Raw genomic sequence first — 23,464 nt, 5'->3', positions numbered from 1 at the left:
ATAATGAGTGGGAAAGGCGTTATTGCCTATTGAAAAGAACAGGTTTGTGCATCTTGCCTGCCGGGTAGAAAGAGGAATACATGCGAGCAATTATCAGTGTTGCCAACCGTGAAGGTCTCAGTGAATTAGCACAGGAGCTACAGGCTCATCAGATAGATATTTTCGCGACCGGAGGAACCGCCAGTGTATTGCAGGAGGAAAGGATTCCTGTACATGCAGTCAGCGAACTGACCGGCTTTGCCGAAATACTCGGTGGAAGGGTCAAGACGCTGCACCCCGCGATTTTTGGAGGTATTCTCGCGCGCCGCGATGATCCGGCGCATTTTGCTGAGTTACAGGAATACCAGATAGCCCCCATTGATATAGTAGTGGTCAATCTCTATCCTTTTGCCGAAACCATTGCCCGTCCAGGCGTAACACTCGGTGAAGCGCAAGAACAGATTGATATCGGCGGTGTCTCGTTGATCCGCGCCGCGGCCAAGAATTTCCAGGACGTGATTGTGCTGGTGCGGCCCGAAGATTACGCTCCTGTAATGCGGGAGTGGCATATGCTTGGACAGGTAAGTTTTGAGACACGCCGCCATCTTGCCGCTGTTGCATTTCAGCATACAGCCAGCTATGACACCGCCATTGCTGAACATCTTCGCGTGCAGTCCGAAGGACTATTCCCTGAAGACCTGACGCTGCCCCTGCACCTGGTGCAGTCCTTGCGCTACGGCGAAAATCCACACCAGCAGGCGGCTTTCTATCGTTGGGCGATGCCCAATTTCTCCCTTAAAACGCCTACTATCGCGAGTGCGGAGGTATTACATGGAAAGGAGCTTTCCTTTAACAATCTGATTGACCTCGATGCGGCAATGGGAGCTGCCGGTAGTTTCACCGCTCCGACAATCGCCATCATCAAGCATACGAACCCTTGTGGATTAGCCTGCGGCGATGTGCTTGTGGAGGCCTACAAAAAAGCCCATATGGGCGATCCTATTTCAGCGTATGGTGGCATCATTGGTTCAAATCGTTCCATTGATGAAGCCACGGCGCACGAGATCAGCCAGTTGTTCTATGAAGCAATCATTGCCCCGGGCTATACACCTGAGGCGCTTGAGATATTGCGTAAGAAGAAGAATCTGCGATTGCTGGCGACACATACTCCCATCGATCCACCCAGCATCAATACCGGGTTGCTCCAGTCCGGGCGCTTCGATATTCGTAGTGTCAGTGGGGGTCTGCTTTTGCAAACGCCTGATGCCGTGGGGGAGCCGGAACTGACATACAAGGTCGTCAGCGAGCGCGAACCAAATCTGGAAGAGTTGACGGACCTGCTCTTTGCCTGGAAAGTAGTGCGGCATGTCAAATCGAATGCCATCGTGTTAGCGCATAAGCTGGTATTAGTGGGCGTTGGAGCGGGCCAGATGAACCGTGTTGCCAGCGTACAACTGGCGGTCGAAAAAGCCGCCGACCGCGCGCGCGGCTCGGTACTGGCATCGGATGCCTACTTCCCATTCCCCGATGGCGTCGAGACCGCTGCCAGGGCCGGAGTGACAGCAATTATCCAGCCAGGTGGTTCCATCCGTGACGATGAAGCGATTCGTATGGCTAACAGGTATGCAATTGCCATGATTTTTACGGGCAGGCGGCACTTCCGGCACTAGGTAAGTTAATTCTTAGTACTTTCGCTATCGTTCCTTGCCTTCGCTAATAATCATTGTGCATACTAAAGCCATGACAGAGTATGTTGATATGGCCACTATACAGGCTGATTTTGACCGGCTCGCGTTAGTAGGGGACGAGAGTTGGAATCACAATAACCATTATCATGATTTCCTTTTGCGCCAGGTTCCATCGCCTTGCAGGAATGCAATGGAAATAGGTTGTGGCAGCGGAGCATTCGCGCGTCTCCTGGCGCAAAAGGCCGAGCACGTACTGGCGCTGGATCTCTCACCGCAGATGATTAGACTGGCAAAGGAGCGTTCGCAGCAATACACCAACATCGACTACCAGGTAGCCGATGTACTCTCATGGGATTTCGCCCCTGAACAGTTCGATTGCATCGTCTCCATCGCGACCCTGCACCATTTGCCTATGGAAGACATCCTCAGTAAGTTGAAAACTGCGCTTGCCCCCGGTGGAAAGCTGATTGTACTTGATCTCTATCAGGCCAGTTTATTCGATTTGTCCATATTTCTTATAGCCGTACCATATAATTATATGCTGAAATTCCTCAAAACGGGGCGCACCAGGGAGTCGGAAGCAGTGCGGCAAGCCTGGGCTGAACATGGGAAGCATGATACCTATCTCACGCTTGCGCAGTTGCGCCAGATTTGTAAAAAGGTTTTGCCGGGAGCGAGGGTGAGAAGGCATTTGTTGTGGCGCTATTCGCTGGTTTGGAGAAAAGGGTAGCCATATCAAGGGCTTATCCAGGGTCGCGCTAAGCGAATTCGCTCCTCAATCTCCTCACCGCCTCCACAATCAACCGGTGCTCAACCCTCTTTATCCGCTCATGCAGCGATTCCTCTGTATCGCCCGACTCGATCTTTACTTCTTCCCTGCATATGACGGGTCCGGCATCCACCTCTGCCGTCACGTAATGAACCGTGCTTCCTGTGATTGTCACACCGCTCTCCAGGGCCTGCCGGATGGCGTGTAACCCACGGAAGACCGGGATGGTTGTCCCATCGCTCGTAATATAGTGCGAACCTGTGCCGTCGTCGGGCAAGAGCGCGGGGTGCAGATTGATAACGCGCCGCGGGAATTGTGCGAGGAAGCCGGCGCTCAGGATGCGCATCCAGCCGGCCAGCACGATCAGATCAACCTGAAACAACCGCAGGAGAGCAACGAGCTTTGCTTCACTTTCCTGCGGCTCATTCCAGGGCAGGTAGATTGTGGGTATCTTATGCCGGAGAGCGCGTTGTAGCCCCTGGGCACCGGCTCTATTGCTCACCACTAATGCGATTGCAACGTTTTGTAGTTCCTTGCTTTCAATCGCATCAATAAGGGCCTGCAAGTTGCTGCCACTGCCCGAGATGAGTACGCCGAGATGCAGGCTGGCGTTCTCATAGTTGTTAGCCATGAGAACGTGCCTCTTCATCGGCCTGCGCCAGAATCGCGGCAAACTGCTGCTGGTAGTTGACGATACGCTGGCTCAGCAGAGGATCAGACAGCGCGAGCATTTTGGCGGCAAGGAGCGCTGCCCCTTCGGGTTCCAGAATCGTTGGTGAGGCAATGCCTGATGGCAGCCGTAACGATGAAAGTATGTCCATGCCGCCGAAGCGGTCGCTATAGGGTGGGCAGGCGATTACCGGAAAGCGTGTATTGGCGTCGACCACCGCCGAGAGCGCGTTTGAGCGGCCTGCAATGGTGATGTAGACAAGCGGACCGGCGGATTCATACTCGGACAATATCTCTAGCAGGCGCGTAGTTGCTTTGTGCGCCGAACACACGCGCATCTCGTAGCTGATCTCCAGGGCTTTGAGCGTCTTGGCGACGCCTTCGGCCTGAGAAAGATCGCCCTTACTACCCATGATAATAATTACTTGTGCTGTCATGTATTGTACTCCTATTCCTTTGCTTTCAAGCCACGATGCGCAATATCGCGGCGATAATGCATACCCTCGAATGAAATGCGCGCCGCCGCTTCGTACACTCTTGCTGCGGCCTCTTGCAGTGTTTCACCGCGAGCAGCAACGCTCAGCACGCGCCCTCCAGCCGTTACCAGGCGTCCGTCCCGTAAGGCTGTTCCGGCGTGAAAGACCTGCACGTGTTCCAGGCGGTTAGCCTCCTCGATGCCCGTAATGGGTAGGCCAATCGGGTACCTTCCTGGATAGCCTCGCGATGCCAATGTCAGGCTGGCGGCGTATCCCTTATGCCAGGCTATCTCTGGATAGGTGGCAGGCAATGCCGTTTCTGCGAATTCAAGGAGCTTCATTATATCGTCTTGCAACAGCATCATGAAAGCCTGCGTTTCCGGGTCGCCAAAACGGGTATTGTGTTCGAGTACCATGGGGCCGCGTTGCGTGAGCATGATGTTTGAATAGAGAACGCCTGAGAAGTGGATGCCACGCTCTTGTAGTGCCTGTAGAGTGGCCGATATAATGCGCTGCTGTATCTGCGTTTGGGTCACTGCATTCACAAATGGCAGAGGGGTATAGACGCCCATGCCACCGGTATTCAGGCCCTGGTCGTTGTCCAGGGCGCGTTTGTGATCCTGGCTGAGGGGTAGAGGCAAATAATGGGTGCCGTTGCAGATAGCGGTCGAGCCTATTTCATCGCCTTGCAGGTAGTCCTCGATCACGACAATATCTCCTGCCGCGCCGAAAACACGTTCGACCATCATTTGCTGTATAGCGTTACGAGCCGTTTCCATGTCGAGTGCAACAATCGCTCCCTTGCCGGCAGCGTTTCCATCGGCCTTGACGACCACGGGAACACCATGCTCTTCCAGGTATGCATTAGCTGCTGTGGCATCGGTAAAGGTGCGATGCTGCGCAGTTGGAATACCGGCGGTGGTCATTAGTTCCTTCGCGAAAGCTTTGCTGCCCTCGAGTGCGGCACCCGCGGCGCCTGGCCCGAAGATGCGCAAACCTCGGCGGCGGAAAAAATCCGCGATACCCTCTACTAGTGGCACTTCTGGCCCGACGATTGTGAGGTCGATGTGCTTGCGTTCCGCGAAATCCGCCAGTTCCGTGAATTGTGTCACTCCTAGAGGAATGCATTCGGCCTGTGCCATCATGCCAGGATTTCCAGGAGCGGCGTAAATCTGGTTGACGCGAGGACTCTGCGCCAGTTTCCGGACGATTGCATGTTCGCGCGCGCCCGAGCCGATCACCAGTATTTGCATTATGACACCCTCAGCAATTTTTCGTTTCGTACCGGCATTAGAAGCGGTGGCTTTGTAGGATCGAACGGCCAGCCAGCAGTATGCATACAGCCATAGCAGCACTCGGCATGCAGAGATGCAATGGCGGCAGCATCGTCAAGGTTGGTATCATCTTTTACCACGCGTAAGGCTTTTCCCAGACCTTCCAGGCTCAGGTAGCCCAGGCTATCCACTCCGATATAATCCGCGATTTCCTGCACGCTGCGACCGGCGGCAATCAGTTCCTCCTCACGCGGTATGTCTATGCCGAAGTAACAGGGATGGCGCAATGGTGGAGCGCTCGAACGCAGGTGAATTTCTTTCGCTCCTTGATGCCGCAGCGCCGCTACCAGTCGCTTCATCGTATTGCCGCGCACGATTGAGTCGTCGACGATCACTAAGCGCGCCCCGGCGATCTTCGACTTGACGAAGTTGAATTTCAAATCCACCTCTAGTTGCCGCAGCCGCTGATCTGGTTTGATGAAGGTGCGATCTGCGTAACGATTTTTGATGATCGCCTGCCCGTAGGGAATGTTTGATGCGGCAGCATAGCCCAGCGCCGCTGGAATGGAAGAATCGGGCACAGGCACTACAAGATCAGCATCGATGGGATGTTCCCTCGCCAGTTCCCGGCCCAGTTGCTCGCGCACCTCGTAGACATACCTGTTATTTAAGCTGCTGGTTGCATCGGAAAAGTAAATATACTCGAAGACGCACAACGCGTGACGGGGTTCCGCGAGCAAGGTCTCGGCATGCAGGCCGTCTTGATCAATAGTGATGAGTTCTCCCGGCTCGACTTCTCTTACAAACACTGCTCCGACGCGATCTAGCGCGCATGATTCGGAAGCGACCATCCAGTTCTTCCCTATTTGTCCAAGGCAGAGAGGGCGCATACCCCAGGGGTCGCGCATGGCAAAGAGCTTGTCCTCGGAGAGAATTACCAGGCTATAGGCTCCCTGCAACAAGGGAATCGTCTCAATCAAGCGTTCTCGCAGCGTTCCACCCTCAGAAAATAGCAACAACAGGGCAATAGCCTCGCTGTCGGTGGTCGAATTGAGGAGGCCGGATGGAAATTGCGCGCGCAACCTATCGCCGTTTACCAGATTGCCGTTATGCGCAACAGCAATCGCGCCTGGATGGACATGTCCTTCACCTACCACAAAAGGGCCTGCGTTCTCAACACAGCTTGAGCCGGTAGTAGAGTACCGCACGTGGCCGATTCCGCAGCAGGTAGGGGGTAGTCCCGCCCCTGAATCGGCAAAGACTTCGCGCACTTTTCCCATGCCAACCCTGGTGGCTATCTTGCCGTCTCCATCATAGACGGCGATGCCCGCGCTCTCCTGACCACGATGCTGCAAAGATGTGAGAGCTAATGCCAGATAGTTCCGCACATCGATGTGCTCGTCATGTTCCTGCAGGTAGATACCTACTATGCCACAGGCGTCATGTAACCGTTCCATTTACTCCCTCCCCTTGTGAACCACCAGCTTCTTCCATCAGCACCCTTTTGAGTTTCTCAACTCGCCTTGATTTTTCCGGTCAGGTCGGCTACCAGGGCGTAGCGATCCGCGACCTCTTGCAAATCCTGGGGCGTGACTTCTTTCAGGTTGCGATATACCTGCTTGTCGAGCATGCGCGACTTATCACCCCCCGGCCATAGCCGCCAGCTATCGTTATCGATGACATCGGCGACCAGCAAATCATTGTTTGCGTCGCGTCCAAACTCAATTTTGAGGTCAACCAGGGTCACATCTATCGAGGCCCAGGCCTTTTCCAGTACCTCGAAAACGCGTCGTCCCTGGTCCGCCATCCAGCTAATTTCGGTGGCCGTTGCCAGGCCCATTTGAATGATGTCCTGCTCCCAGATTTGAGGGTCGTGGCGCGCATCATCCTTGAGAAATGTCTCTACCAGCACCGGATCAAAGCGTGTCCCCTCGCTCACTTCGGGATGCCGTTTGAGGTACGAACCGGTGGCAATGCGACGCATGACCTGCTCAACCGGTAGCATGCGGCAGCGGCGCACGAGGAGCGTTGTGTCGTTGATTTGCTCGACGAAATGGGTCGCGATGCCCTCATTGTTCAGGATGCGGAAGACATTAGCGGTCGTAATCGTACTCCAGCGCGATTTCCCCACCAGTTCATTGCGTCGTGCCCCATCGCCTGCCGTGATTTGATCTTTGCTGACCATATACGCCAGGTTTGGATCATCAGGATACGCGTAAATCAATTTGGTTTTGCCCTCTGCCAGCAGGGGACCAAAAACAGGTTGTTCAATCATAGCAACGTTGCCCTTTCCTTATAGAACTGAAAAATCGACGACTACTCCTTCGCCTTCCCTGATAAAACCAATTGTACTCGCTTCAGGGAGAAAGCCCAATGTTGCCTCAGCGTCTTGAGGCGATAAGACCATTACCATGCCGATACCCATGTTCAGCGTGCGGTACATCTCTTCCTGGCTAACATGGCCCAGCTGGGCGATCAACCGGAAGAGAGGTGGAACGCTCCATGAACTTGTTTCTACTACAGCCTGGGTTCCGGCGGGCAAAATACGGCTGATATTTCCCTCAAACCCACCTCCCGTAATATGTACCAGACCCTTCATCGCAGGGCGATTCGTGGTCTTTTTCTCTAAAAACTCGCGCAGTGCCTGTATTTCGCGCAGGTAGCAGCGATGTGGACGTAGCAGAGCATCAACCAGCGGCTCGCCCAGCTCAGGAAAAACTGTCTCGAGCGAAAATGGCGCGAAAACACGTCGTGCCAGCGAGTAGCCATTAGTGTGCAAGCCGTTCGATGGCAGGCCAAGCAGCACGTCGCCAGGAGCAATGGATGATCCGTCAATAATCTCATCTCGCTCGACAATGCCGACAATCGTTCCGGCAAGATCGAATGCTTCTGGCAGGTACACATCGGGCATCTCGGCCGTTTCGCCACCGAGCAATGTGCAGCCAACCTCCTGGCAGGCCAGGGCGACGCCGCGCACAATTGTCGCTGCCTGTTCGGGATCAAGTTTTCCCATCGCCAGGTAGTCCATGAAAAAGAGCGGCGTAGCTCCCTGCGCCAGCAGGTCATTCACGGAATGATGCACGAGGTCAAAACCGATGGTATCGAACCTGCCCGCCTGTGCTGCCAGTAAAGTCTTGGTGCCGGCACCATCGGTTGAAGCAACAAGCGCCGGGTGCTTCATGTTCTGAATACTGCTCGCGTCAAGAATGCCGGCAAATGCTCCCATCCCTGCCAGCACGCTATTGCCCTGCGTGGCCTTGACTGCATCACGCATGAGCCTCCTGGTGCGGTCCGCGGCTGCGATGTCAACTCCGCTGGCAGCATAGACGCTATCTGTATTAAGAGATTTGTCCATTTCCTGTGGCATCACAGCACTATCCTCTCTTGCTGCCTGGCATACTCGAAAGCATTTTTGAAGATGAGCAGGCCATCGCCCTCTCCATTCTCCCTCCCACGGTGCTGAGGATGTTGGAGCGCGTTGACGTATCGTTCAGGATGTGGCATCAAACCAAGCACATTGCCTCGCACATTGCAGATGCCCGCGATATTGCCGGAGGAGCCATTAGGATTATTCGGGTAAGGGATGGCCCGGTCAATATCGTCGCGATTTCTTATAGCCATAGACTCTAGCTCTGTATAGACAAGTGGAATCTGGCCGTTTGACCGTAGCCGGGCCAAAGATTGGGAGTTGACCATAACAAATCGGCCTTCGCCATGGGCCACCGGCAATTCGATCACCTGTCCTTCATCACGTGTGAAAATGCAGGAGCTTTGATGTATGGCAAGCCTGATCCAGCGGCATTCAAATTGAGCTGAAGCATTATCAGTGAGGCTGCAAACCTGGGTGGAAGTCTTTGTATCAGCAATGTTGGGAGAATCGACGATTTGACCGGGGAGCAGTCCGGCGCGAACAAGTACCTGGAAACCGTTGCAGATGCCAAGTACGGGGCGTCCTTCGTCAATAAATTGGTGCAGTTGCTGGCCAAAATGAACGGTAAGATTTTTTGCCAGCAATGTGCCAGCACCAAGGTCATCGCCATAGGAGAAGCCTCCTGGAATGACAAGGAAGTCAAACGCTAAGAGACGTTCGGGTGCCCTGAGCAGGTGATTGATATGTACAAGTTCAGTCTCGAAGCCAACCAGGCGACATGCATGTGCCGTTTCGCGATCACAATTGATGCCGGGTGCGCGCAATACGAGCGCCCTTGTCATAGCTTCACCTCCTCTCCACTCCACGTACTCTGTAAAGTCGCAACAGGTAGATCGACCAGCTTTTGTGTCTCATACTGCACAACGAAGCGGTCTGAGTTCGTTACCTCGCCAATACAGGCGAAATTCCGTACACCTTGCGAGCGCATATATTCCTCAAATCTATGCTGTTGCTCAGGTACCACCTCAACCAGGAAACGTGAGGCGCTCTCGCTAAAAAGCAGCAATGTAGCCAGGGAGTCCTCTGGCATTGAAATATCATGCCGGACTTTGCCAATATCGATATACAGGCCACGCAAACCGGCAAGCGCCATCTCAGCCGCTGCGACTGCAAGTCCGCCCTCCGAAAGATCATGACACGAAACAATCATGCCGGCGCGGATAGCATTGCCCAGGGCTTTCATCCGGGTGCGAGCCGCTTGAAAATCAACCTGTGGGACATTCGTTTGAGGAAACGATTGCTCAAAGGTAGTGCTTTTGACAACTTCCACGAGATGGGAACCTGCCAGTTCGTTGTGTGTTATCCCTATTTGATAGAGCAGGTTGCCAGAATCTTTGAGCGACATATCAATAGTGCGAACCGCATCGTCGATAACGCCGACTGCTGAGATGAGCAGCGTGGGCAGCACAGGCAGGCGCTGCCCGTTGGCGCGATACTCGTTGTTGAGGCTGTCTTTGCCTGAGATAAACGGCACGCGAAAGCCGATTGCGGCATCGTGGCAGCCCTTGGCGGCGCGCACGAGCATTCCAAGTTGTGCAGGGTCGGTGGGGTTGCCCCAGCAGAAGTTATCGAGGATGGCTGCATGCTCTATGTCTCCACCAACTGCCGTGAGATTGCGCAAGGCTTCATCGATGGCATTGGTTGCCATTGCGTAAGGGTCGATTCTGCCATAAAGTGGGTTGATGCCGCTAGAAATTACGATTCCCGCCCCGGTTGGTTCATCAAGGATGGGTTGGAGTACAGCGGCATCGCCGGGTCCATTTCCGGCTTTGCCCACCAGTGGCTTGAGAACTGTTGCCCCCTGCACCTCGTGATCGTAGCGTCGTATGATGGCTTCCTTCGAGCCGGTGCTGGGATGACGTAAGAGCGCAAGGAGAATGTCAGAGTGATTTTTCACGGAGAGGCTGTTTTCTTTTAACGCGGCAAGGTTAGAGGCAGAAACAGGCGTTTCCTGCCTACCTGTCCAGGTTGCCTCCAGCCTTCTCCCGGGTCTGCCCTTGTGCAGGAATGCCATATCAAGGTCGGCAACGACTTCACCGAGATAGCTGACTACCAGGCGTTGATCGGCTGTAAAGCTGCCGATTACGCTGGCCTCTACCTCTTCAATAGCACAGATTTCCAGCAGGTCGGCGAGATGATCGGGCGGGATGGCGAGTACCATGCGTTCTTGTGCCTCTGAGAGCCAGATTTCCCAGGGCGCCAGTCCCGCATACTTGAGTGGGGCATTTGCCAGTTCCACCCTTGCTCCCGTCTCTTCGCCCATTTCACCGATTGCCGATGAGAATCCACCGGCCCCACAATCAGTAATAGCTGTATAGAGATGGCGGTCTCTGGCCTGGATCAGCACATCTGTGACTTTTTTCTCGGTGATGGGCGCACCAATCTGTACCGCGCTACCGGCACGGGCGTTGATCTCGCTGCTCATTTCGCCGGAGGAAAATGTCGCACCGTGAATACCATCACGACCCGTGCGCCCACCGAGGACGACGATGAGATCACCTGGCCGTACCCGGCGTGGATGGCTCCCGTGTGGCAATAAACCAAGACATCCACAGAAGACCAGCGGATTGAACAGGTAGCCACGATCATAAAGTACTGCGCCATTGACCGTAGGAATGCCCATCTTGTTCCCATAGTCGCGAATACCATCGACGACGCCGCTGGCAATACGGTGAGGCGAGAGAATACCATGAGGCAAATCCTCGATAGGTGTATCAGGAGGTCCAAAGCAGAGTACATCTGTACAGGCGATGGGCCGGGCCGAAACTCCCAATACGTCGCGAATCACACCTCCGACGCCGGTATTTGCGCCACCGAAAGGCTCAATGGCCGAGGGATGATTATGTGTCTCGACTTTGAAGGCAATATCGTGAGACTGTGTAAAACGAATGATTCCGGCGTTATCACTGAATGCGGATACCAGCCAGGGTGGGTTGATTTGCTCTGTAGCACACATAATATACTGTTTGAGCAGGCCGTCGATGGTTTCTTCTTTCAGGATGGTGCCGGCACTATTCACTTCGCGATAGTCAATGATTGCCTTGAAGGTCTTGTGCGAACAATGTTCAGACCAGGTTTGAGCGAGGGTTTCAAGCTCAACATCCGTTGGTTCGCGTCGCTGCTCTCGATAGTACGCCTGGATAGCTCGCATCTCAGCGAGGTCAAGCGCGAGCATGCCTGCTTTGCTCAGTTCGAGCAGTTCTTCATCCGTCATATCGAGCATATGGAACCGGCTTGCATTACTTCTAGCTTCTACCTGTGCTTGTAACCTTTCAGCAGGTACATCCTGCAGGTCACCGGTTTGAAAACCATCTTGCCCAGAACGATACAAGGTATATCGTTGGATCACCGGGTTATATAACAGCGCTCCCGTGATGAACTGCACATCCTCTTCGCTCAAACGTCCATCGAGTATATAGCGCTTACCTGTTGCTACCTGTTCCAGGCCATGAATATCCAGCAGCGAGGCTCCATCCATTACGCTCTCGGCCAATGTATCGGTGACACCTGGGTGAAAAAAAACATCGATGGTATAAGCCGATATTTGCTCTTTGTACTCTTCCTGATGCGTGGTCGGCTTTACTGAGGAAGTAAGGATGGTGGCCCTTTGCACTACCGGGTCGATCAATAACTGCTGTGCGAGCCGGTCAATTTCGATGAGGGAAAGGTTGCCTGTGAGGTAGTAGAGGTGAGCGGTGCGGGTGGTAAGGGGAGTCTTGTTAGCTACGATTGCGGCAAGCGACGGAAGATGGGCAATAGGTAAAAAGAGTATTTCACGAGCAAGTTTGTTTGCTTGAGCATCGTACTCTTGAGAAACTGCCTCTACCTCAATAAGAAAAGTCATCACAGCATATATCCCATATTGTTTCTCTCTGCCAACTTGTTCCATTCAGTGGAATATGTACTTATTCTAGCATGTCCTAATAGATGTGGCAAGGAAAGTATCGGTAGCAGTATTTTCTTCTCATTTATGATAATTGGCAAAGACGATCTGCTGGATTTGCTGTGCAAGCGCCAATTCATCCAGTGATGCCAGATTGCTCAAGAAAATGATGGTGACATGGTCATCGACGTAGCGTCCGATGTAGGTTCTGAAGCCATCGATTCTCCCGTCGTGCCAGATCAGGCGGTGACCCCTTACAGGCGATTTGGCAATAAACCAGCCGTAGCCATAGCCCGATCCCGCGAACTCTGAAGTAGCGTCGTATTCAGTAAAAGCCTCGTTCAGTGTTTGCCGGGAGACCAGTGTTTGTGTGTAGAGGGCCTGGTCCCAGATATAGAGATCTCCAACAGTGCTTTGCATCAATCCTGAGCCAAAGAGGAATGACCACTGAGGATCAACATCCCAACCAAGTTGCATGGCTGGAACCTGCCAGGAAGCGTATCCGGTAGCATGATTGGTCAGTGAATAATAGTAGTCTGAGCCGAAGCCTGTATGTTTCATTTGCAAGGGGTCAAGGATTGATTCCTCGATGAACTCGCTGTATGGTTTGCCTGAAGCCTGCTGGATAACGTAGCCCAGAATCTGGAAGCAGACGCTGCAATAATCGAATTGGGTGCCCGGTGTGAACTCCAGGGGCACATTGTCGTAACTGTTCATCCACGCTTGAGGAGAGCTGCCCGATAGTTGGGAGTCGTCCAGTTGCGGAATGCCGGAAGTGTGTGTCAATAGTTCGTGAATGGTCAATGGCTGCCAGGGCGGAGGGCAGGGCTGGATGTATTTGCAGAGTGGGTCATGGACGTTCAGCTTGCCTTGCTCTTGCAATATAAGTATACCCATGGCGGTGAATTGTTTGGTGACCGAGCCGAGGTAAAACCTTGTCTGAGCAGTGTTGGGTATATTCTTGTTCCAATCGGCCATGCTGTAACCCTTGCTAAGCAGTACCTGGCCGTTTATTGCGATCAGTACCGAGCCGCTGAACTGCTGCTGTGAAGCCTTATTCTCCAGCAGACTATCAATCTGAGAAGCGATTTGCGGACTTATCTGTGGGCTGGGAGTCGCCTGTTGCGTGGGAGTGAGAGTCGGCTTTTGTACTCGAGTAGCAACCTGCGCCGCAGGAACCGGAGTGCGATCAAGCGGTGCAGCAGAGGTGGTCAGGTTCCAGGCAGTGAGTACAAAAGCGAAAATAACCAGCATACTTGCTATCACCATCAGCAAAGTAGCGATTTGAAACTTTCGCCGGTTTTTGCGCACGCGAGATTCAACCCAGATATCATAAAAGGCACGTTGAGTGTTGGGCGCTAAAGAGCTTATCCCTTGTTTCTCTTTCACGCTTATTATCCCTCCCCCTCAAATAGAGAGACAATCAGAACCATTACTAAGTCAAGTATATTGAGGGGCAAAGAGACGAGCAAGCACAACTATTACATGCATCGTGATGACAAAGATGGATGAAAAGATATGAGATCATATAAAATGAAATGAATTGACACGGTATATATACTGAGAAGAATTGGATGGCAGAGAAAAAGTACTCCGGTTTTTTCACATGAAAACCGGGGTACTTTTGTACTGATGTCTTCTTTTTAGCCCTCACCTCTCGACGTTGGTCACAAGGACGATGGTATGCAGTAATGCTTCCACTTGCGCACCAACTCTATGAGGCAGCGTATATTAAGCAGCGTTTCTTAACTGATGACGAGCTACTATCTTCTTTATTATGTGTTATACTGCCGCTAAGATAGCTTAGCAGTACCAGGGAGTGCAAGTGTAAGAGACTTTTAACTGCTGAGGTGAGGGAAAACGCCCGGTTTTTGCAACTGCCAGGATTAAGGTTATGAGTGAGCTACCGGTGATGAACAAGCCTTTGGTTTGTCCAACCGTTGTCGGTCGCGCGATCGAACTTACCACCCTCCATTCCATTGTAGACGAGGTCGCGGGTGGGCACTCACGTGTCGTGCTGCTCAGTGGCGAGGCAGGGATTGGTAAATCGTGCCTGATGGCTGAGGCGAAAAACTATGCTCTTGCACAGGGCTTTAGATTTCTACGGGGAAATTGCTTTCCAGGGGATACTTCTTGCCCATATGCTCCTCTCCTCGACCTGCTAAGAACGCATTTTGCTGGCCAGACCGAAACTGAGGTCGCCAGGGAGTTAGGACCATTTGTGCGCGAGTTCGCTCAACTCATCCCTGATCTGGTTCATCGACTGCCCGATGCGGCTCCCCTGTCTCCACTTTCCCGGCTTGAACCAGAACAAGAGAAACGTCGCCTTTTTGAAGCACTGACACGCTGGTTCACCGGATTGGCGGCCAAGCAACCGCTCCTGTTAGTCATCGAGGATGTACACTGGGGTGACAATACCAGCCTGGAGTGGCTCCATTACCTGGCAAGGCGCTGTGCCGCTCATCCATTACTGCTCGTGGTGACCTATCGCAGTGAGGAGATTGGTTCCACTCTCAGCCACTGGTTGGCGCAGTTTGATCGTGAGCGGCTGGCCCAGGAGTTGATGCTTGTGGGCCTATCACGCGGTGATCTCGACACGATGCTGCGCGCCATCTTCGCGCTCCCCCACTCACGGCAGTTAGAGCTTCCAGACCGGTTATATACGCTCACAGAAGGGAATCCTTTTTTCGTCGAGGAGATACTCAAATCACTGGTTACAGCGGGAGAGATCTTTTACGAAGATGGCACCTGGAATCGCAGGCCGCTCAATGAGCTGCATATCCCGCGCAGCCTGCACGATGCATTACATCTGCGTACGCATGGGTTGAGCGATTCCGCCAGGCAGGTGTTACGCCTGGCAGCGGTCGCCGGGCGTCGCTTCGATTTTGCGCTCCTCCAGCAGTTGACGCAACACGATGAACAGCAGTTGCTCACCCTCATGAAAGAGCTCATGTCGGCTCAGCTGGTCGTCGAAGAATCAGAGGAGCGGTTTGCCTTTCGTCATGCGTTGACGCGCGAAGCTGTGTATGCAGAACTGCTGGTGCGCGAACGCAAGAAGCTGCACGGCACGATTGCCGAAACGATGGAGCGCCTCTACGCGCCAGCCGAGACCCACGTGGCGGAACTGGCCTACCATTTTTACGAGGCCGGCCTGTGGGAGAAGGCGCTCTTTTATACTCATCGCGCAGGAGAAAAGGCACAACATCTCTATTCGTTATGGGCGGCTATCGAACACTTTACGCGGGCGTTGGATGCCGCCCATCACCTGGGGGTTCTACCCTCACCGGCAACCTACCGGGCACGCGGACAGGCGTATGAACTACTGGGCGACTTTGAGCATGCGCGTAGCGATTATGAGCAGGCCCTGAATGCTGCCCATACTGCCCAGGATGCTGTCGTGGAGTGGCAGAGCCTCCTTGATTTGGGCGCGCTGTGGGCGGAACGCGACTACACCCAAACAAGCGCATTTTTCCAGCGCGCCTATGAACACGCACAGGCAATGGGCCAGCCAGCTATGCTCGCACGCAGTCTGAACCGGGTAGGGAACTGGCATCTCAATGTGGAAGAGCCGCTCGAGGCGCTCCGGTGCCACCAGGAGGCCCTGGCCATTTTCCAGCAACTCAACGACCAACACGGCATTGCTGAGACGCTTGATTTGCTGGGCATGGCGAGTTACCTGGGCGGCGACCTGGTGCAGGGCACGAGGTATTATGAACAGGCGGTCGCGCTCTTTCACCAGCTGGACGATAGGGTTGGCCTCACTTCCAGCCTGGCCTCGCTGACACTCCGCGGCGCCGTTTCCATCAGCAATACGATGGTTGCAGGCGCGGCTATTCTCGCAGAGCTGCTGCCCGACGTTGAGATGGCGCTCAAGATCGCTCGTGACATCGGCCAGCGTCCCGGCGAGGCCTATGCGCTTTACCAGTTGGGACTCTGTTTGAGCGCGCAAGGTGAGTACCGCCGCGCGTTGGATGCCTTACAGCAGAGCCTCTTAATCGCAGAAGAACTTGAACATCGCCAGTGGATGATCGCCGCACACTGGGCGATGGGAGCGCTCTACCTCGATCTTCTTTCCCCGCTCATAGCCCAGCATCATCTGAAGCAAGCTCTGCGGCTCTCGCATGAGATTAGCTCAAAACATTGGATCAACACCGCTGCCGGAAGCCTTGCGTCAGCCCTGATTTTGCGCGGCGAGCTTGCCCAGGCAGAAGCCCTCCTCAATACTGAGTTCGGTAGGGATGCTCCCGCTCAGACAATGGGGCAGCGCATGGCCTGGTGTGCGTATGCAGAACTCGCGCTTGCCCGAAGCGATCCAGAACTAGCCTTGCAGATCACGGATCGATTGAGCGCGTCCGCGGCAAACATCTCTGAACAACGGGGCATTCCACGTCTCTCGAAATTACGTGGCAAGGCGCTGATCGCGCTCCACCGGACAGCAGAAGCAGAAACGGCGCTGCGAAGCGCCAAAGAGATGACGATGGCACAGGGGGCCAGGCCCTTGCTGTGGGGCATTTGCGTGACGCTCGGCACGCTCTATCAAACCCAATCACGAGAGGCCGAAGCAGAACAGGTATTTTCGACTGCCCGTGCGATCATCGAGGAACTTGCAGCGAACATACCAGACGCACACATGCAGAAGCAGTTCTTCCAGGCCGCTGGAGCTCTACTGCCACACACCCATGTGACCTCCTCGCCTCGCCGTGCCGCCAAGCAAGCATTTGGAGGATTAACCGAGCGCGAGCGCGAAGTGGCGACGCTGATTGCGAAAGGAAAATCGAATCGTGAGATAGCCGAACAGCTGGTCGTTAGCTACCGCACTGTCGAGACCCATGTCGGCGCCATCTTATCTAAGCTCGCCTTTTCCTCCCGGGCCCAAATTGCGGTGTGGGCCGTTGAAGTAGGGCTTGTCAAACAAACACGATGAACAAAACTGGGTGAAATCACGCAGAAGCAAGAGTGATATGCCTCTTTTCATACCTCCCAGTAAGACCTTTTCTCTGAGGTCTTCTCCTTCAGTCTCCGGGCAGTTCATCCAAAAACCTCTGTGTTTTCCCCGATGGAATGTGCGCGCTTTCTAAGTACACTACTGTCAACGAGCGGAATCAAGAAGGATTCCTCCCGTCTACCAACCGATACTGTTTATAGAAGTTGATGCAAGGAGAAACACGTTGACAGATACCCTTTCTATGCTGGCCGACGGTGCGGCGCTTGCGGGTGTGTTTGCGCAACCGACCTGGCTTGCGGAGCACCTCGACGACCCAGATGTGTGCGTGGTCGAGGTGGATGTCAGCCGGGCGGCATATGAGCAAGGTCATATCCCGGGAGCCATTCTCTGGAACGCCTACACCGACCTCCATCATGCGGAGGATTACCGTCCGTTGAAGCGGAGTGAGTTTGAAGAGCTGCTGCGCCGGTCCGGCTTTACACCCGATACCATCATCGTTTTTTATGGCTATGGCCCCTATCTGGGATTCTGGCTGGCGAAGGCCTACGGGCACGAGCGCGCACTGGTGCTGAATGGAACGCGGCAAGAATGGCGCGAGGCCGGTTTGCCCTGGACGACGACTCATCCTGAACCTGTTCCGTCCACCTACACACTGTCTGACGCCGAGGTTACCCAACTCATGTCGCTGGATGCGCTGCAAGCATCCCTGGGGAGTGGAGACCCTCTCATCCTCGATGTGCGTTCGCAGGCCGAATTCGTTGGAGAGCGCTTCTGGCCATCAGGTGCCACGGCAGGTGCCGGTCGCCCCGGTCACATCCCTGGCGCTGTCCATCTACACATCGATCTGTTGCATACCGCCGATGGTGCCTTCAAGAGCGCGGCAGAGCTTCGGCAACTCTTCCAGGAGCGAGGTGTGGCGGCTTCGCGCGGCATCGTGACCTATTGTACCATCGGTGCCCGCGCTAGCGAGGCAGCGACGGTCCTGCGGTATCTGCTGGGCTATCCCGATGTCCGTGTCTACGATGGATCGTGGGCGCAGTGGGGTACACAGCCACAAACGCCGATCGAGGCCTGAGGCCCGCAGGCCGGGAAGACCGATTGGCAGGCAACAGAAGCTGTGAAATGAACAGGAGTTGGAAAATAGTTACTCAATGTATTCATCTCAAAAATGATGGAGGGAAAAGACATGACAACGTATACGACAACTGATCAGGCCAGGACCGAGGCGTTCCTCGGCAAGGTACTCAGTGACACGAATGGTTTGACGACGACCATCATGGCAAGCATCGGTGATCGTCTGGGGCTTTTTAGAAATCTCGCTGAAGGCCCCGCGACCAGCGCAGAATTGGCGCAGCGCACCCACACCGATGAGCGCTATGTCCGAGAATGGCTATGTGCCATGACGAGTGCCGGCTATATCACCCATGATCCGGCAAGTTCACGTTTCGCGCTTCCAGCAGTGCATAGTCCGGTCCTCGTCCAGGAAAGCGGCCCCATGTTCTTTGGTGGCATCCACCAGTGGGTCACGGCGCTAGCAAGGCAAATTGAACTCATCATCCAGGCCTTTCGGGATGGGGGCGGCGTTCCCCAGGCGGCCTACGACGAGATCACGTGGGACGGGCAGGAACGCTTCACTAATACCTGGTTCGAAAGTTTACTCATTCCCGTCTGGATGCCATTAATGCCCGAAGTGCATGCGAGACTGGAACGAGGGACTACACTTGCCGACATTGGCTGTGGTCGCGGGCGCGCTATCGTGAAGCTTGCACAGGCGTATCCCAATTCCCACTTCGTAGGATACGACGTGTATGGCCCATCAATTGAGCGCGCCGGGCTACTGGCGCAGCAGGCCGGCGTGACAGAGCGAGTTCGATTCGAACAATTGGACGCTTCGCAGGGACTTCCCGAACAGTACGACATCATTACCACCTTTGATGTCATTCACGATTCAGCAAAGCCACGAGAGCTATTGAAGTCGATTCGTGCTGCCTTACGACCCGATGGCCGGTATGTGTGTCTCGAAATCAATGCGGCGGAAACACTGGAGCAGAATGCGGGACCACTGGGGAGTTTCCTGTACGGCTTCAGCGTCCTCTACTGCATGACCTCATCACTGGCTGAGCACGGAGAAGGTCTGGGGACGATGGGGATGCCAGAGTCAAAAGTACGAGCATTGTGCTTAGAAGCGGGTTTCAGCAAGGTGCAGCGAGTGCCGATGGAAAATCCTTTCAATAGCCTCTACGAGGTCACGTTGTAGTTGGTACCGGAGCTTATAAAAGGAGACGAACATGTACGGAACGATCGCGCGTTTGCGCATCAAACCAGGGAGGGAAGACCAGTTCAGGCAGCTCCTTCAAGAGCAGGCGTATCCGTTTGAAAGCGGACAGGTAGCGGGGTTCGTGGCAAGCTACGTCTATCGCACGGATGCAGATCCGAACGACTTCTTTCTGGCTGCGGTATTCGAGAGCAAAGAGGCATATTGGGCGAACGCACAGAGGCCTGAGCAGGATGCTCGCTTTAGCCGGTGGCTGCCGCTGCTCGAAGGCGAACCAGAATGGCACGATGGCGAAATCGATATCATGTATGCGCGGCAACGGCCAGTACAAAGATAAGTAAGTTCGCGAGGACACACCCTGGTCAAGTTAAGTGAGCAGGGTGTGTCCTCGTTCATCCCGCCTGGCTATTGATGAGCGGCGTATTGTTTGATGGATTGCGACAAGAAGAGCGGTAGCAAGCAAGAGCGCCTGAGGACCGAACGAAGGAGGGCTATATTCCAACTATATTACCAGGCGAAATGCATCTGCCCAACGGCCGTATGCGCCAGCAACTTTTGCCCATTCCTCCAGAACAGTTTCTCCCGCACCTCCGGCTTGAACTCGATCTTCACCGCCTCGAAGTCCTTCAACCACCGCTGCGGCGTAATAAATGGATAATCCGAGCCGAACAGGAAGCGATCTTGCAAACGAGTGGCCGCCTCGCGCAATAGCGTTTCGGGGATGTATTTGGGCGACCAGCCGGACAGGTCGTTGTAAATATTGGTTTTGTGCTGCATAGCGGCCAGCATTTCCTCGTGCCAGGGCCAGGAAGGATGAGCGCCAATAATAGTCAGGCCGGGAAAATCGGCGGCCAGGGAATCCAGGTAAATTGGCCGCGTGTAATCCAGCTTGATGCCCATGCCACCGGGTGTGCCTGCTCCCAGGCCATTTGTGCCGGTATGGAAAAGCGCGGGTACTCCCAGTTCTTGAATCTTTTCCATCAGTGGGTAGAAAGTGGGATCATTGGGATAAAATGCCTGAACCCCTGGATGGAATTTAGCGCCTGCCAATCCTAGCTCTTGAATAGCGCGCTCCATTTCCTTGACAGCTGCCTTGCCCTTGTGTGGGTCGACGCTGGCAAAGCCGATGAATTGCTGTGGATAGCGCTGCACAATTTTCGCGACATAATCATTGCCCAGGGGTGGCAATCCTGTCGCGGTCTCAGCATCCCAGGCCAGCAGGACACCGATCATATCCACTTCAGCATAATCGGCGGCCAATTGCTCAATATCTTTGAGTTTTACTTCGGTACGAAAATATCGTTCGGCGGCCTGAGCGTAGGGGCCAAGCGTGATCTGCATGAACTCTGTCGTGGGCAGATGCACGTGAAAGTCGATGGCACGCGGCATAATCATCCTCCAATAGCCATGTTGGGCGTGAAATATCTGATGCATTGACACGTTCATTAAAGCGACTCTATACTTGTTCATAATACAGCACTGTGAGGCGACAGAGCAAGGAGCATTTCCATGTCATTCACCGAAGATGAACTACAGTCCTTCCATGATATTCTCGAGCAGAGATTGGCGGCACAGCTGAGAGAGACGGAACGTATTATAGATGAGCGTGTTGATGAATTTCGCCACGATATTGAGCAGCGCATTCTTGCCGTCCAGCAAGACACGATACGTAAACTGGCGCAGAAGGTATCTGAATACCAGAATGTCGTAGATGCGGTCCTGAATGAAAAATTCAGAACGCAGCAAAGATCGCTTGCCGAGATCATTAGCCAGGATGCGGAACAGAGAGAGCAGCAATTTGAAAACAGCGTGGATCGCATGCTGGCGGCCCAACTGCTTGGGATTGAGCAGTTGCTTGTCCAGCAGTTATCGGTGCAATCGCTCGACGAATCAGAACTGCCGGCAGGGGCGTCACAGCCGCAGTTGGAGGCCATTGAGGTCCAGACTGATCTCCCCTGGGAAGATTTGATGGATGTGATCGGCAAAGCTCTTGATGAGCGCTTCGCGATTCTCAGCGATTCGGTGCAGCGAACGGTTAAGAACCTGGAACAATATCTCTCGGTGCGCCTGCATAACCTGCGTGACGAGTTTTTGCACAGCCAGTCCCGTCCTCAATCGTACAACGGCAGCATGACGAACATTCAGGAGGTCCTGCACGGTATTGAACATCTTGAGCGTATTATTGAATCAATGCAGGTGGCAATGACGGCGAACAATGCCTTGCTCTCAAACCGGCTGTATCATCACCAGCATCTTCCCTTAGAACGCGCCCATCCCAGTAATCAGGCTCAGATACAGAGCGCGATGAATACAGATATGCACACTCCCTTGCCTATAGCTTCGGAACACGTTGCTCAGGATAAAACAGCCCAGGTCGAAGAAGTAAAAGAGGAGTAGCGTTTTTATCAGGTTGCAATAGAGGGCGGCTCAGGCAAATATATTGAAGTCTGAGCCGCCCTCTTCCAATTAGCGAGGAAGACTTCCTGTCAATTTATGGGCAATGAGATTGACAGAAAGCCGTCCTGTGCTTTGATAAAATCCTTAGATGCCCGGGCCAGAAGTCTGGGCAGCAATGGATGTATGGTCACAAGATGCAGTGTTACTTGTACTCTGAGTACATCCAGACGAGGGCGGATCTTTCTGATCGTTAATGTACTGGTCATCGCTGTAAACGATGGAGGCCATCCCTGTTTTCGGATTGGCAGCTACTCCAAAATCGTCATAGAGGTCGCGATTACCTGTGCAAGAAATGCCGCTTTCGCAAACACCTCCGTAATGGACAATTGGCGTGGCCTGAACCTGCGTAAAACCACTGCCGGGTGTAGTCGCGCTAAGATTCTGGGCGAAGAAGACATACCAGGCGGCGCTCATCGGATAGTTATCGGGCGGATTGATCCCATCATAATATGAGGTGCCATACCACACGATATCGAGGTGCCCGGCATTGTTCGCAACGCTCCAGGGAAAGATTGCCGTCGCGGATGGATCGCTATTGACCTGAACCGGTGCGGACCAGGTAGTGCCGTGGTCGGTCGAATAACTGTAGTAGATGTTGTGGTTGTCGCAGTACACGGAATAGAGGTTGCCTGCCTTGTCAATGCTCAGGTTCACGAACTGGTGTCCATAGCTGACGGTGATATCGGGGTTGTTATACACCATGTTGTCTGTGAACGTCTTACCACCATCTGTCGAGACAGCGACCCAGACCACGTGATATCCGCAGGTTCCCTGTTGCGAGCAGGTAACTTCGTTAGCGTTAGCAATACCGCTAAAGGTCTGATAGATGTAGTGGTTCGTTGGATCAATGACCAGATTCCCGATCTCGTTGTTTTGTGCAAGCCATACATGGTTGGTGTCAAATGCTTCGCCTAGCTGGGTGAATGTCTTTCCTGCATCGAAGCTACAGTCCACATCGATATTGAAGGTCGCTACATCGTGGTACGAGATGCAGACCTTGGAGGCCTGGTCGGCGGCAATCCATTCGCGATCATCACCCGGAATGGTAGCGCTGGTCGGATTAAGGCTCCATGTCTGACCTTTATCGGTGCTGGTACTCACGTCAACATTGGCAAGGTTGAGACTGGCAACGTAGACGTTGTAGTTTCCTTGCGAGTTCTTGGCCGGTGCCACTGCCAGGTCAGTATCGCCACCACCTGGAGCAAAGCCGTTACCATTGTTGTTGGAGACAGAATCGGGAGACTGGAGGGCCGTGTAGTGCAACCCGTTATTGGATCCTCTCCAGGCATCCGTACCTGCGCCCAGCCCGTTCTCTGATGAGGCATAGAAATGCCCGGTCTTGTCGGCGCGGATGGCAGGTTCAGCCGCGGTATTGGTACAACTGGTGCCTTTTTTCTGCGGGCAAACTACTCCCGGTGTACTGCTCAACTCAAACGTACTGAATGCGAAGCCCGCTGCTCCTACACTGGATGTTGAAAAGAATAACAATGTGGTTGCTACCAGCAGGGATATGGCTATCCCGTGGGCAAAGCGTAGAAATAAACGTCTCATGATCGAACCTCCTTGTGATTCGTCACCTGCTAAAAAACATGTCCAACGGGAGTTTGCTTGGATAGTAG

The 23,464-nt window shown here is 53.9% G+C and carries 18 protein-coding genes; 7 read left to right on the top strand and 11 right to left on the bottom strand.

Translation table 11 applies throughout. The features are described 5' to 3' along the window. The first annotated feature begins 80 nt into the window (after positions 1 to 80). Both purH and VFA09_26380 read left to right on the top strand, forming a co-directional pair. Positions 81 to 1,649 (top strand): bifunctional phosphoribosylaminoimidazolecarboxamide formyltransferase/IMP cyclohydrolase, encoded by a 1,569-nt coding sequence (purH, locus tag VFA09_26385; GenBank protein ID HZU70831.1) that lies wholly within the window; start codon positions 81 to 83, stop codon positions 1,647 to 1,649. Between the two features lie 88 nt (positions 1,650 to 1,737). Then, complete coding sequence (locus tag VFA09_26380) at positions 1,738 to 2,397, top strand: class I SAM-dependent methyltransferase (GenBank protein ID HZU70830.1); 660 nt, start codon at positions 1,738 to 1,740, stop codon at positions 2,395 to 2,397. A gap of 28 nt (positions 2,398 to 2,425) precedes the next feature. Here the strand turns inward: VFA09_26380 and VFA09_26375 are convergent, their stop codons facing one another. The 9 genes from VFA09_26375 to VFA09_26335 form a co-directional block, all read right to left on the bottom strand. Beyond that, entirely contained in the window at positions 2,426 to 3,067 is a 642-nt protein-coding gene (locus VFA09_26375) for a phosphoribosylglycinamide formyltransferase (protein HZU70829.1), read from the bottom strand. Beyond that, positions 3,060 to 3,542: an AIR carboxylase family protein gene (locus VFA09_26370; protein ID HZU70828.1), complete on the bottom strand. Its 483-nt coding sequence runs from the start codon at positions 3,540 to 3,542 to the stop codon at positions 3,060 to 3,062. The genes VFA09_26375 and VFA09_26370 overlap by 8 nt, the downstream gene beginning before the upstream one ends. A gap of 11 nt (positions 3,543 to 3,553) precedes the next feature. After that, positions 3,554 to 4,834 carry a phosphoribosylamine--glycine ligase gene (gene purD, locus VFA09_26365; GenBank protein HZU70827.1) on the bottom strand — a complete coding sequence of 427 codons (1,281 nt, stop codon included), beginning with the start codon at positions 4,832 to 4,834 and terminating at the stop codon, positions 3,554 to 3,556. Further along, positions 4,834 to 6,312, bottom strand: coding sequence for an amidophosphoribosyltransferase (gene purF, locus VFA09_26360; protein HZU70826.1), 1,479 nt, complete (start codon positions 6,310 to 6,312; stop codon positions 4,834 to 4,836). The genes purD and purF overlap by 1 nt, the downstream gene beginning before the upstream one ends. Before the next feature lie 56 nt (positions 6,313 to 6,368). Further along, positions 6,369 to 7,130 carry a phosphoribosylaminoimidazolesuccinocarboxamide synthase gene (locus tag VFA09_26355; protein HZU70825.1) on the bottom strand — a complete coding sequence of 254 codons (762 nt, stop codon included), beginning with the start codon at positions 7,128 to 7,130 and terminating at the stop codon, positions 6,369 to 6,371. A gap of 18 nt (positions 7,131 to 7,148) precedes the next feature. After that, positions 7,149 to 8,222 (bottom strand): phosphoribosylformylglycinamidine cyclo-ligase, encoded by a 1,074-nt coding sequence (purM, locus tag VFA09_26350; GenBank protein HZU70824.1) that lies wholly within the window; start codon positions 8,220 to 8,222, stop codon positions 7,149 to 7,151. Continuing rightward, positions 8,222 to 9,067, bottom strand: a complete 846-nt coding sequence (gene purQ / locus VFA09_26345; GenBank protein ID HZU70823.1) for a phosphoribosylformylglycinamidine synthase I — start codon at positions 9,065 to 9,067, stop codon at positions 8,222 to 8,224. The genes purM and purQ overlap by 1 nt, the downstream gene beginning before the upstream one ends. Further along, on the bottom strand, positions 9,064 to 12,129 hold the full coding sequence (gene purL, locus VFA09_26340) for a phosphoribosylformylglycinamidine synthase subunit PurL (GenBank protein ID HZU70822.1): 3,066 nt from the start codon (positions 12,127 to 12,129) through the stop codon (positions 9,064 to 9,066). The genes purQ and purL overlap by 4 nt, the downstream gene beginning before the upstream one ends. 120 nt (positions 12,130 to 12,249) lie before the next feature. Next, the gene (locus VFA09_26335) at positions 12,250 to 13,557 is read right to left on the bottom strand and encodes a serine hydrolase domain-containing protein (protein ID HZU70821.1); all 1,308 of its coding nucleotides are present in this window, start codon (positions 13,555 to 13,557) and stop codon (positions 12,250 to 12,252) included. Positions 13,558 to 14,062: 505 nt separating this feature from the next. Between VFA09_26335 and VFA09_26330 the strand changes: the two genes are divergently transcribed. The 4 genes from VFA09_26330 to VFA09_26315 all read left to right on the top strand — a co-directional run bounded on the left by VFA09_26330 (position 14,063) and on the right by VFA09_26315 (position 19,725). Beyond that, the gene (locus VFA09_26330; protein HZU70820.1) at positions 14,063 to 17,092 is read left to right on the top strand and encodes an AAA family ATPase; all 3,030 of its coding nucleotides are present in this window, start codon (positions 14,063 to 14,065) and stop codon (positions 17,090 to 17,092) included. 244 nt (positions 17,093 to 17,336) lie between these two features. Then, positions 17,337 to 18,188 (top strand): sulfurtransferase, encoded by an 852-nt coding sequence (locus tag VFA09_26325; GenBank protein HZU70819.1) that lies wholly within the window; start codon positions 17,337 to 17,339, stop codon positions 18,186 to 18,188. Positions 18,189 to 18,299: 111 nt separating this feature from the next. Continuing rightward, entirely contained in the window at positions 18,300 to 19,370 is a 1,071-nt protein-coding gene (locus VFA09_26320; GenBank protein HZU70818.1) for a class I SAM-dependent methyltransferase, read from the top strand. A 31-nt stretch (positions 19,371 to 19,401) separates the two neighbouring features. After that, on the top strand, positions 19,402 to 19,725 hold the full coding sequence (locus tag VFA09_26315; protein ID HZU70817.1) for an antibiotic biosynthesis monooxygenase: 324 nt from the start codon (positions 19,402 to 19,404) through the stop codon (positions 19,723 to 19,725). A 170-nt stretch (positions 19,726 to 19,895) separates the two neighbouring features. Here VFA09_26315 and VFA09_26310 read toward each other — a convergent pair whose 3' ends face one another. After that, positions 19,896 to 20,822 carry an amidohydrolase family protein gene (locus tag VFA09_26310; protein ID HZU70816.1) on the bottom strand — a complete coding sequence of 309 codons (927 nt, stop codon included), beginning with the start codon at positions 20,820 to 20,822 and terminating at the stop codon, positions 19,896 to 19,898. A 75-nt stretch (positions 20,823 to 20,897) separates the two neighbouring features. On the opposite strand from VFA09_26310, the gene VFA09_26305 reads away from it, so the two are divergent. Then, positions 20,898 to 21,785 (top strand): hypothetical protein, encoded by an 888-nt coding sequence (locus tag VFA09_26305; protein HZU70815.1) that lies wholly within the window; start codon positions 20,898 to 20,900, stop codon positions 21,783 to 21,785. Positions 21,786 to 21,929: 144 nt separating this feature from the next. Here VFA09_26305 and VFA09_26300 read toward each other — a convergent pair whose 3' ends face one another. Further along, on the bottom strand, positions 21,930 to 23,396 hold the full coding sequence (locus VFA09_26300) for a sialidase family protein (protein HZU70814.1): 1,467 nt from the start codon (positions 23,394 to 23,396) through the stop codon (positions 21,930 to 21,932). Between the last annotated feature and the right edge of the window lie 68 nt (positions 23,397 to 23,464).

The sequence above is a fragment of the Ktedonobacteraceae bacterium genome, assembly GCA_035653615.1.
In the GTDB taxonomy this organism is placed as follows: Bacteria; Chloroflexota; Ktedonobacteria; order Ktedonobacterales; family Ktedonobacteraceae; genus DASRBN01.
The sequence above is the reverse complement of the archived record's forward strand: the minus strand, read 5'-3'. Positions and strand labels throughout refer to the sequence as shown.

Bases quoted from the DNA above. Each gene is read 5' to 3' on its own strand.
- purH (HZU70831.1), top strand. From the start codon at position 81: ATGCGAGCAATTATCAGTGTTGCCAACCGTGAAGGTCTCAGTGAATTA.
- VFA09_26380 (HZU70830.1), top strand. From the start codon at position 1,738: ATGGCCACTATACAGGCTGATTTTGACCGGCTCGCGTTAGTAGGGGAC.
- VFA09_26375 (HZU70829.1), bottom strand. From the start codon at position 3,067: ATGGCTAACAACTATGAGAACGCCAGCCTGCATCTCGGCGTACTCATC.
- VFA09_26370 (HZU70828.1), bottom strand. From the start codon at position 3,542: ATGACAGCACAAGTAATTATTATCATGGGTAGTAAGGGCGATCTTTCT.
- purD (HZU70827.1), bottom strand. From the start codon at position 4,834: ATGCAAATACTGGTGATCGGCTCGGGCGCGCGCGAACATGCAATCGTC.
- purF (HZU70826.1), bottom strand. From the start codon at position 6,312: ATGGAACGGTTACATGACGCCTGTGGCATAGTAGGTATCTACCTGCAG.
- VFA09_26355 (HZU70825.1), bottom strand. From the start codon at position 7,130: ATGATTGAACAACCTGTTTTTGGTCCCCTGCTGGCAGAGGGCAAAACC.
- purM (HZU70824.1), bottom strand. From the start codon at position 8,222: ATGCCACAGGAAATGGACAAATCTCTTAATACAGATAGCGTCTATGCT.
- purQ (HZU70823.1), bottom strand. From the start codon at position 9,067: ATGACAAGGGCGCTCGTATTGCGCGCACCCGGCATCAATTGTGATCGC.
- purL (HZU70822.1), bottom strand. From the start codon at position 12,129: ATGACTTTTCTTATTGAGGTAGAGGCAGTTTCTCAAGAGTACGATGCT.
- VFA09_26330 (HZU70820.1), top strand. From the start codon at position 14,063: ATGAGTGAGCTACCGGTGATGAACAAGCCTTTGGTTTGTCCAACCGTT.
- VFA09_26320 (HZU70818.1), top strand. From the start codon at position 18,300: ATGACAACGTATACGACAACTGATCAGGCCAGGACCGAGGCGTTCCTC.
- VFA09_26315 (HZU70817.1), top strand. From the start codon at position 19,402: ATGTACGGAACGATCGCGCGTTTGCGCATCAAACCAGGGAGGGAAGAC.
- VFA09_26310 (HZU70816.1), bottom strand. From the start codon at position 20,822: ATGCATCAGATATTTCACGCCCAACATGGCTATTGGAGGATGATTATG.
- VFA09_26305 (HZU70815.1), top strand. From the start codon at position 20,898: ATGTCATTCACCGAAGATGAACTACAGTCCTTCCATGATATTCTCGAG.
- VFA09_26300 (HZU70814.1), bottom strand. From the start codon at position 23,396: ATGAGACGTTTATTTCTACGCTTTGCCCACGGGATAGCCATATCCCTG.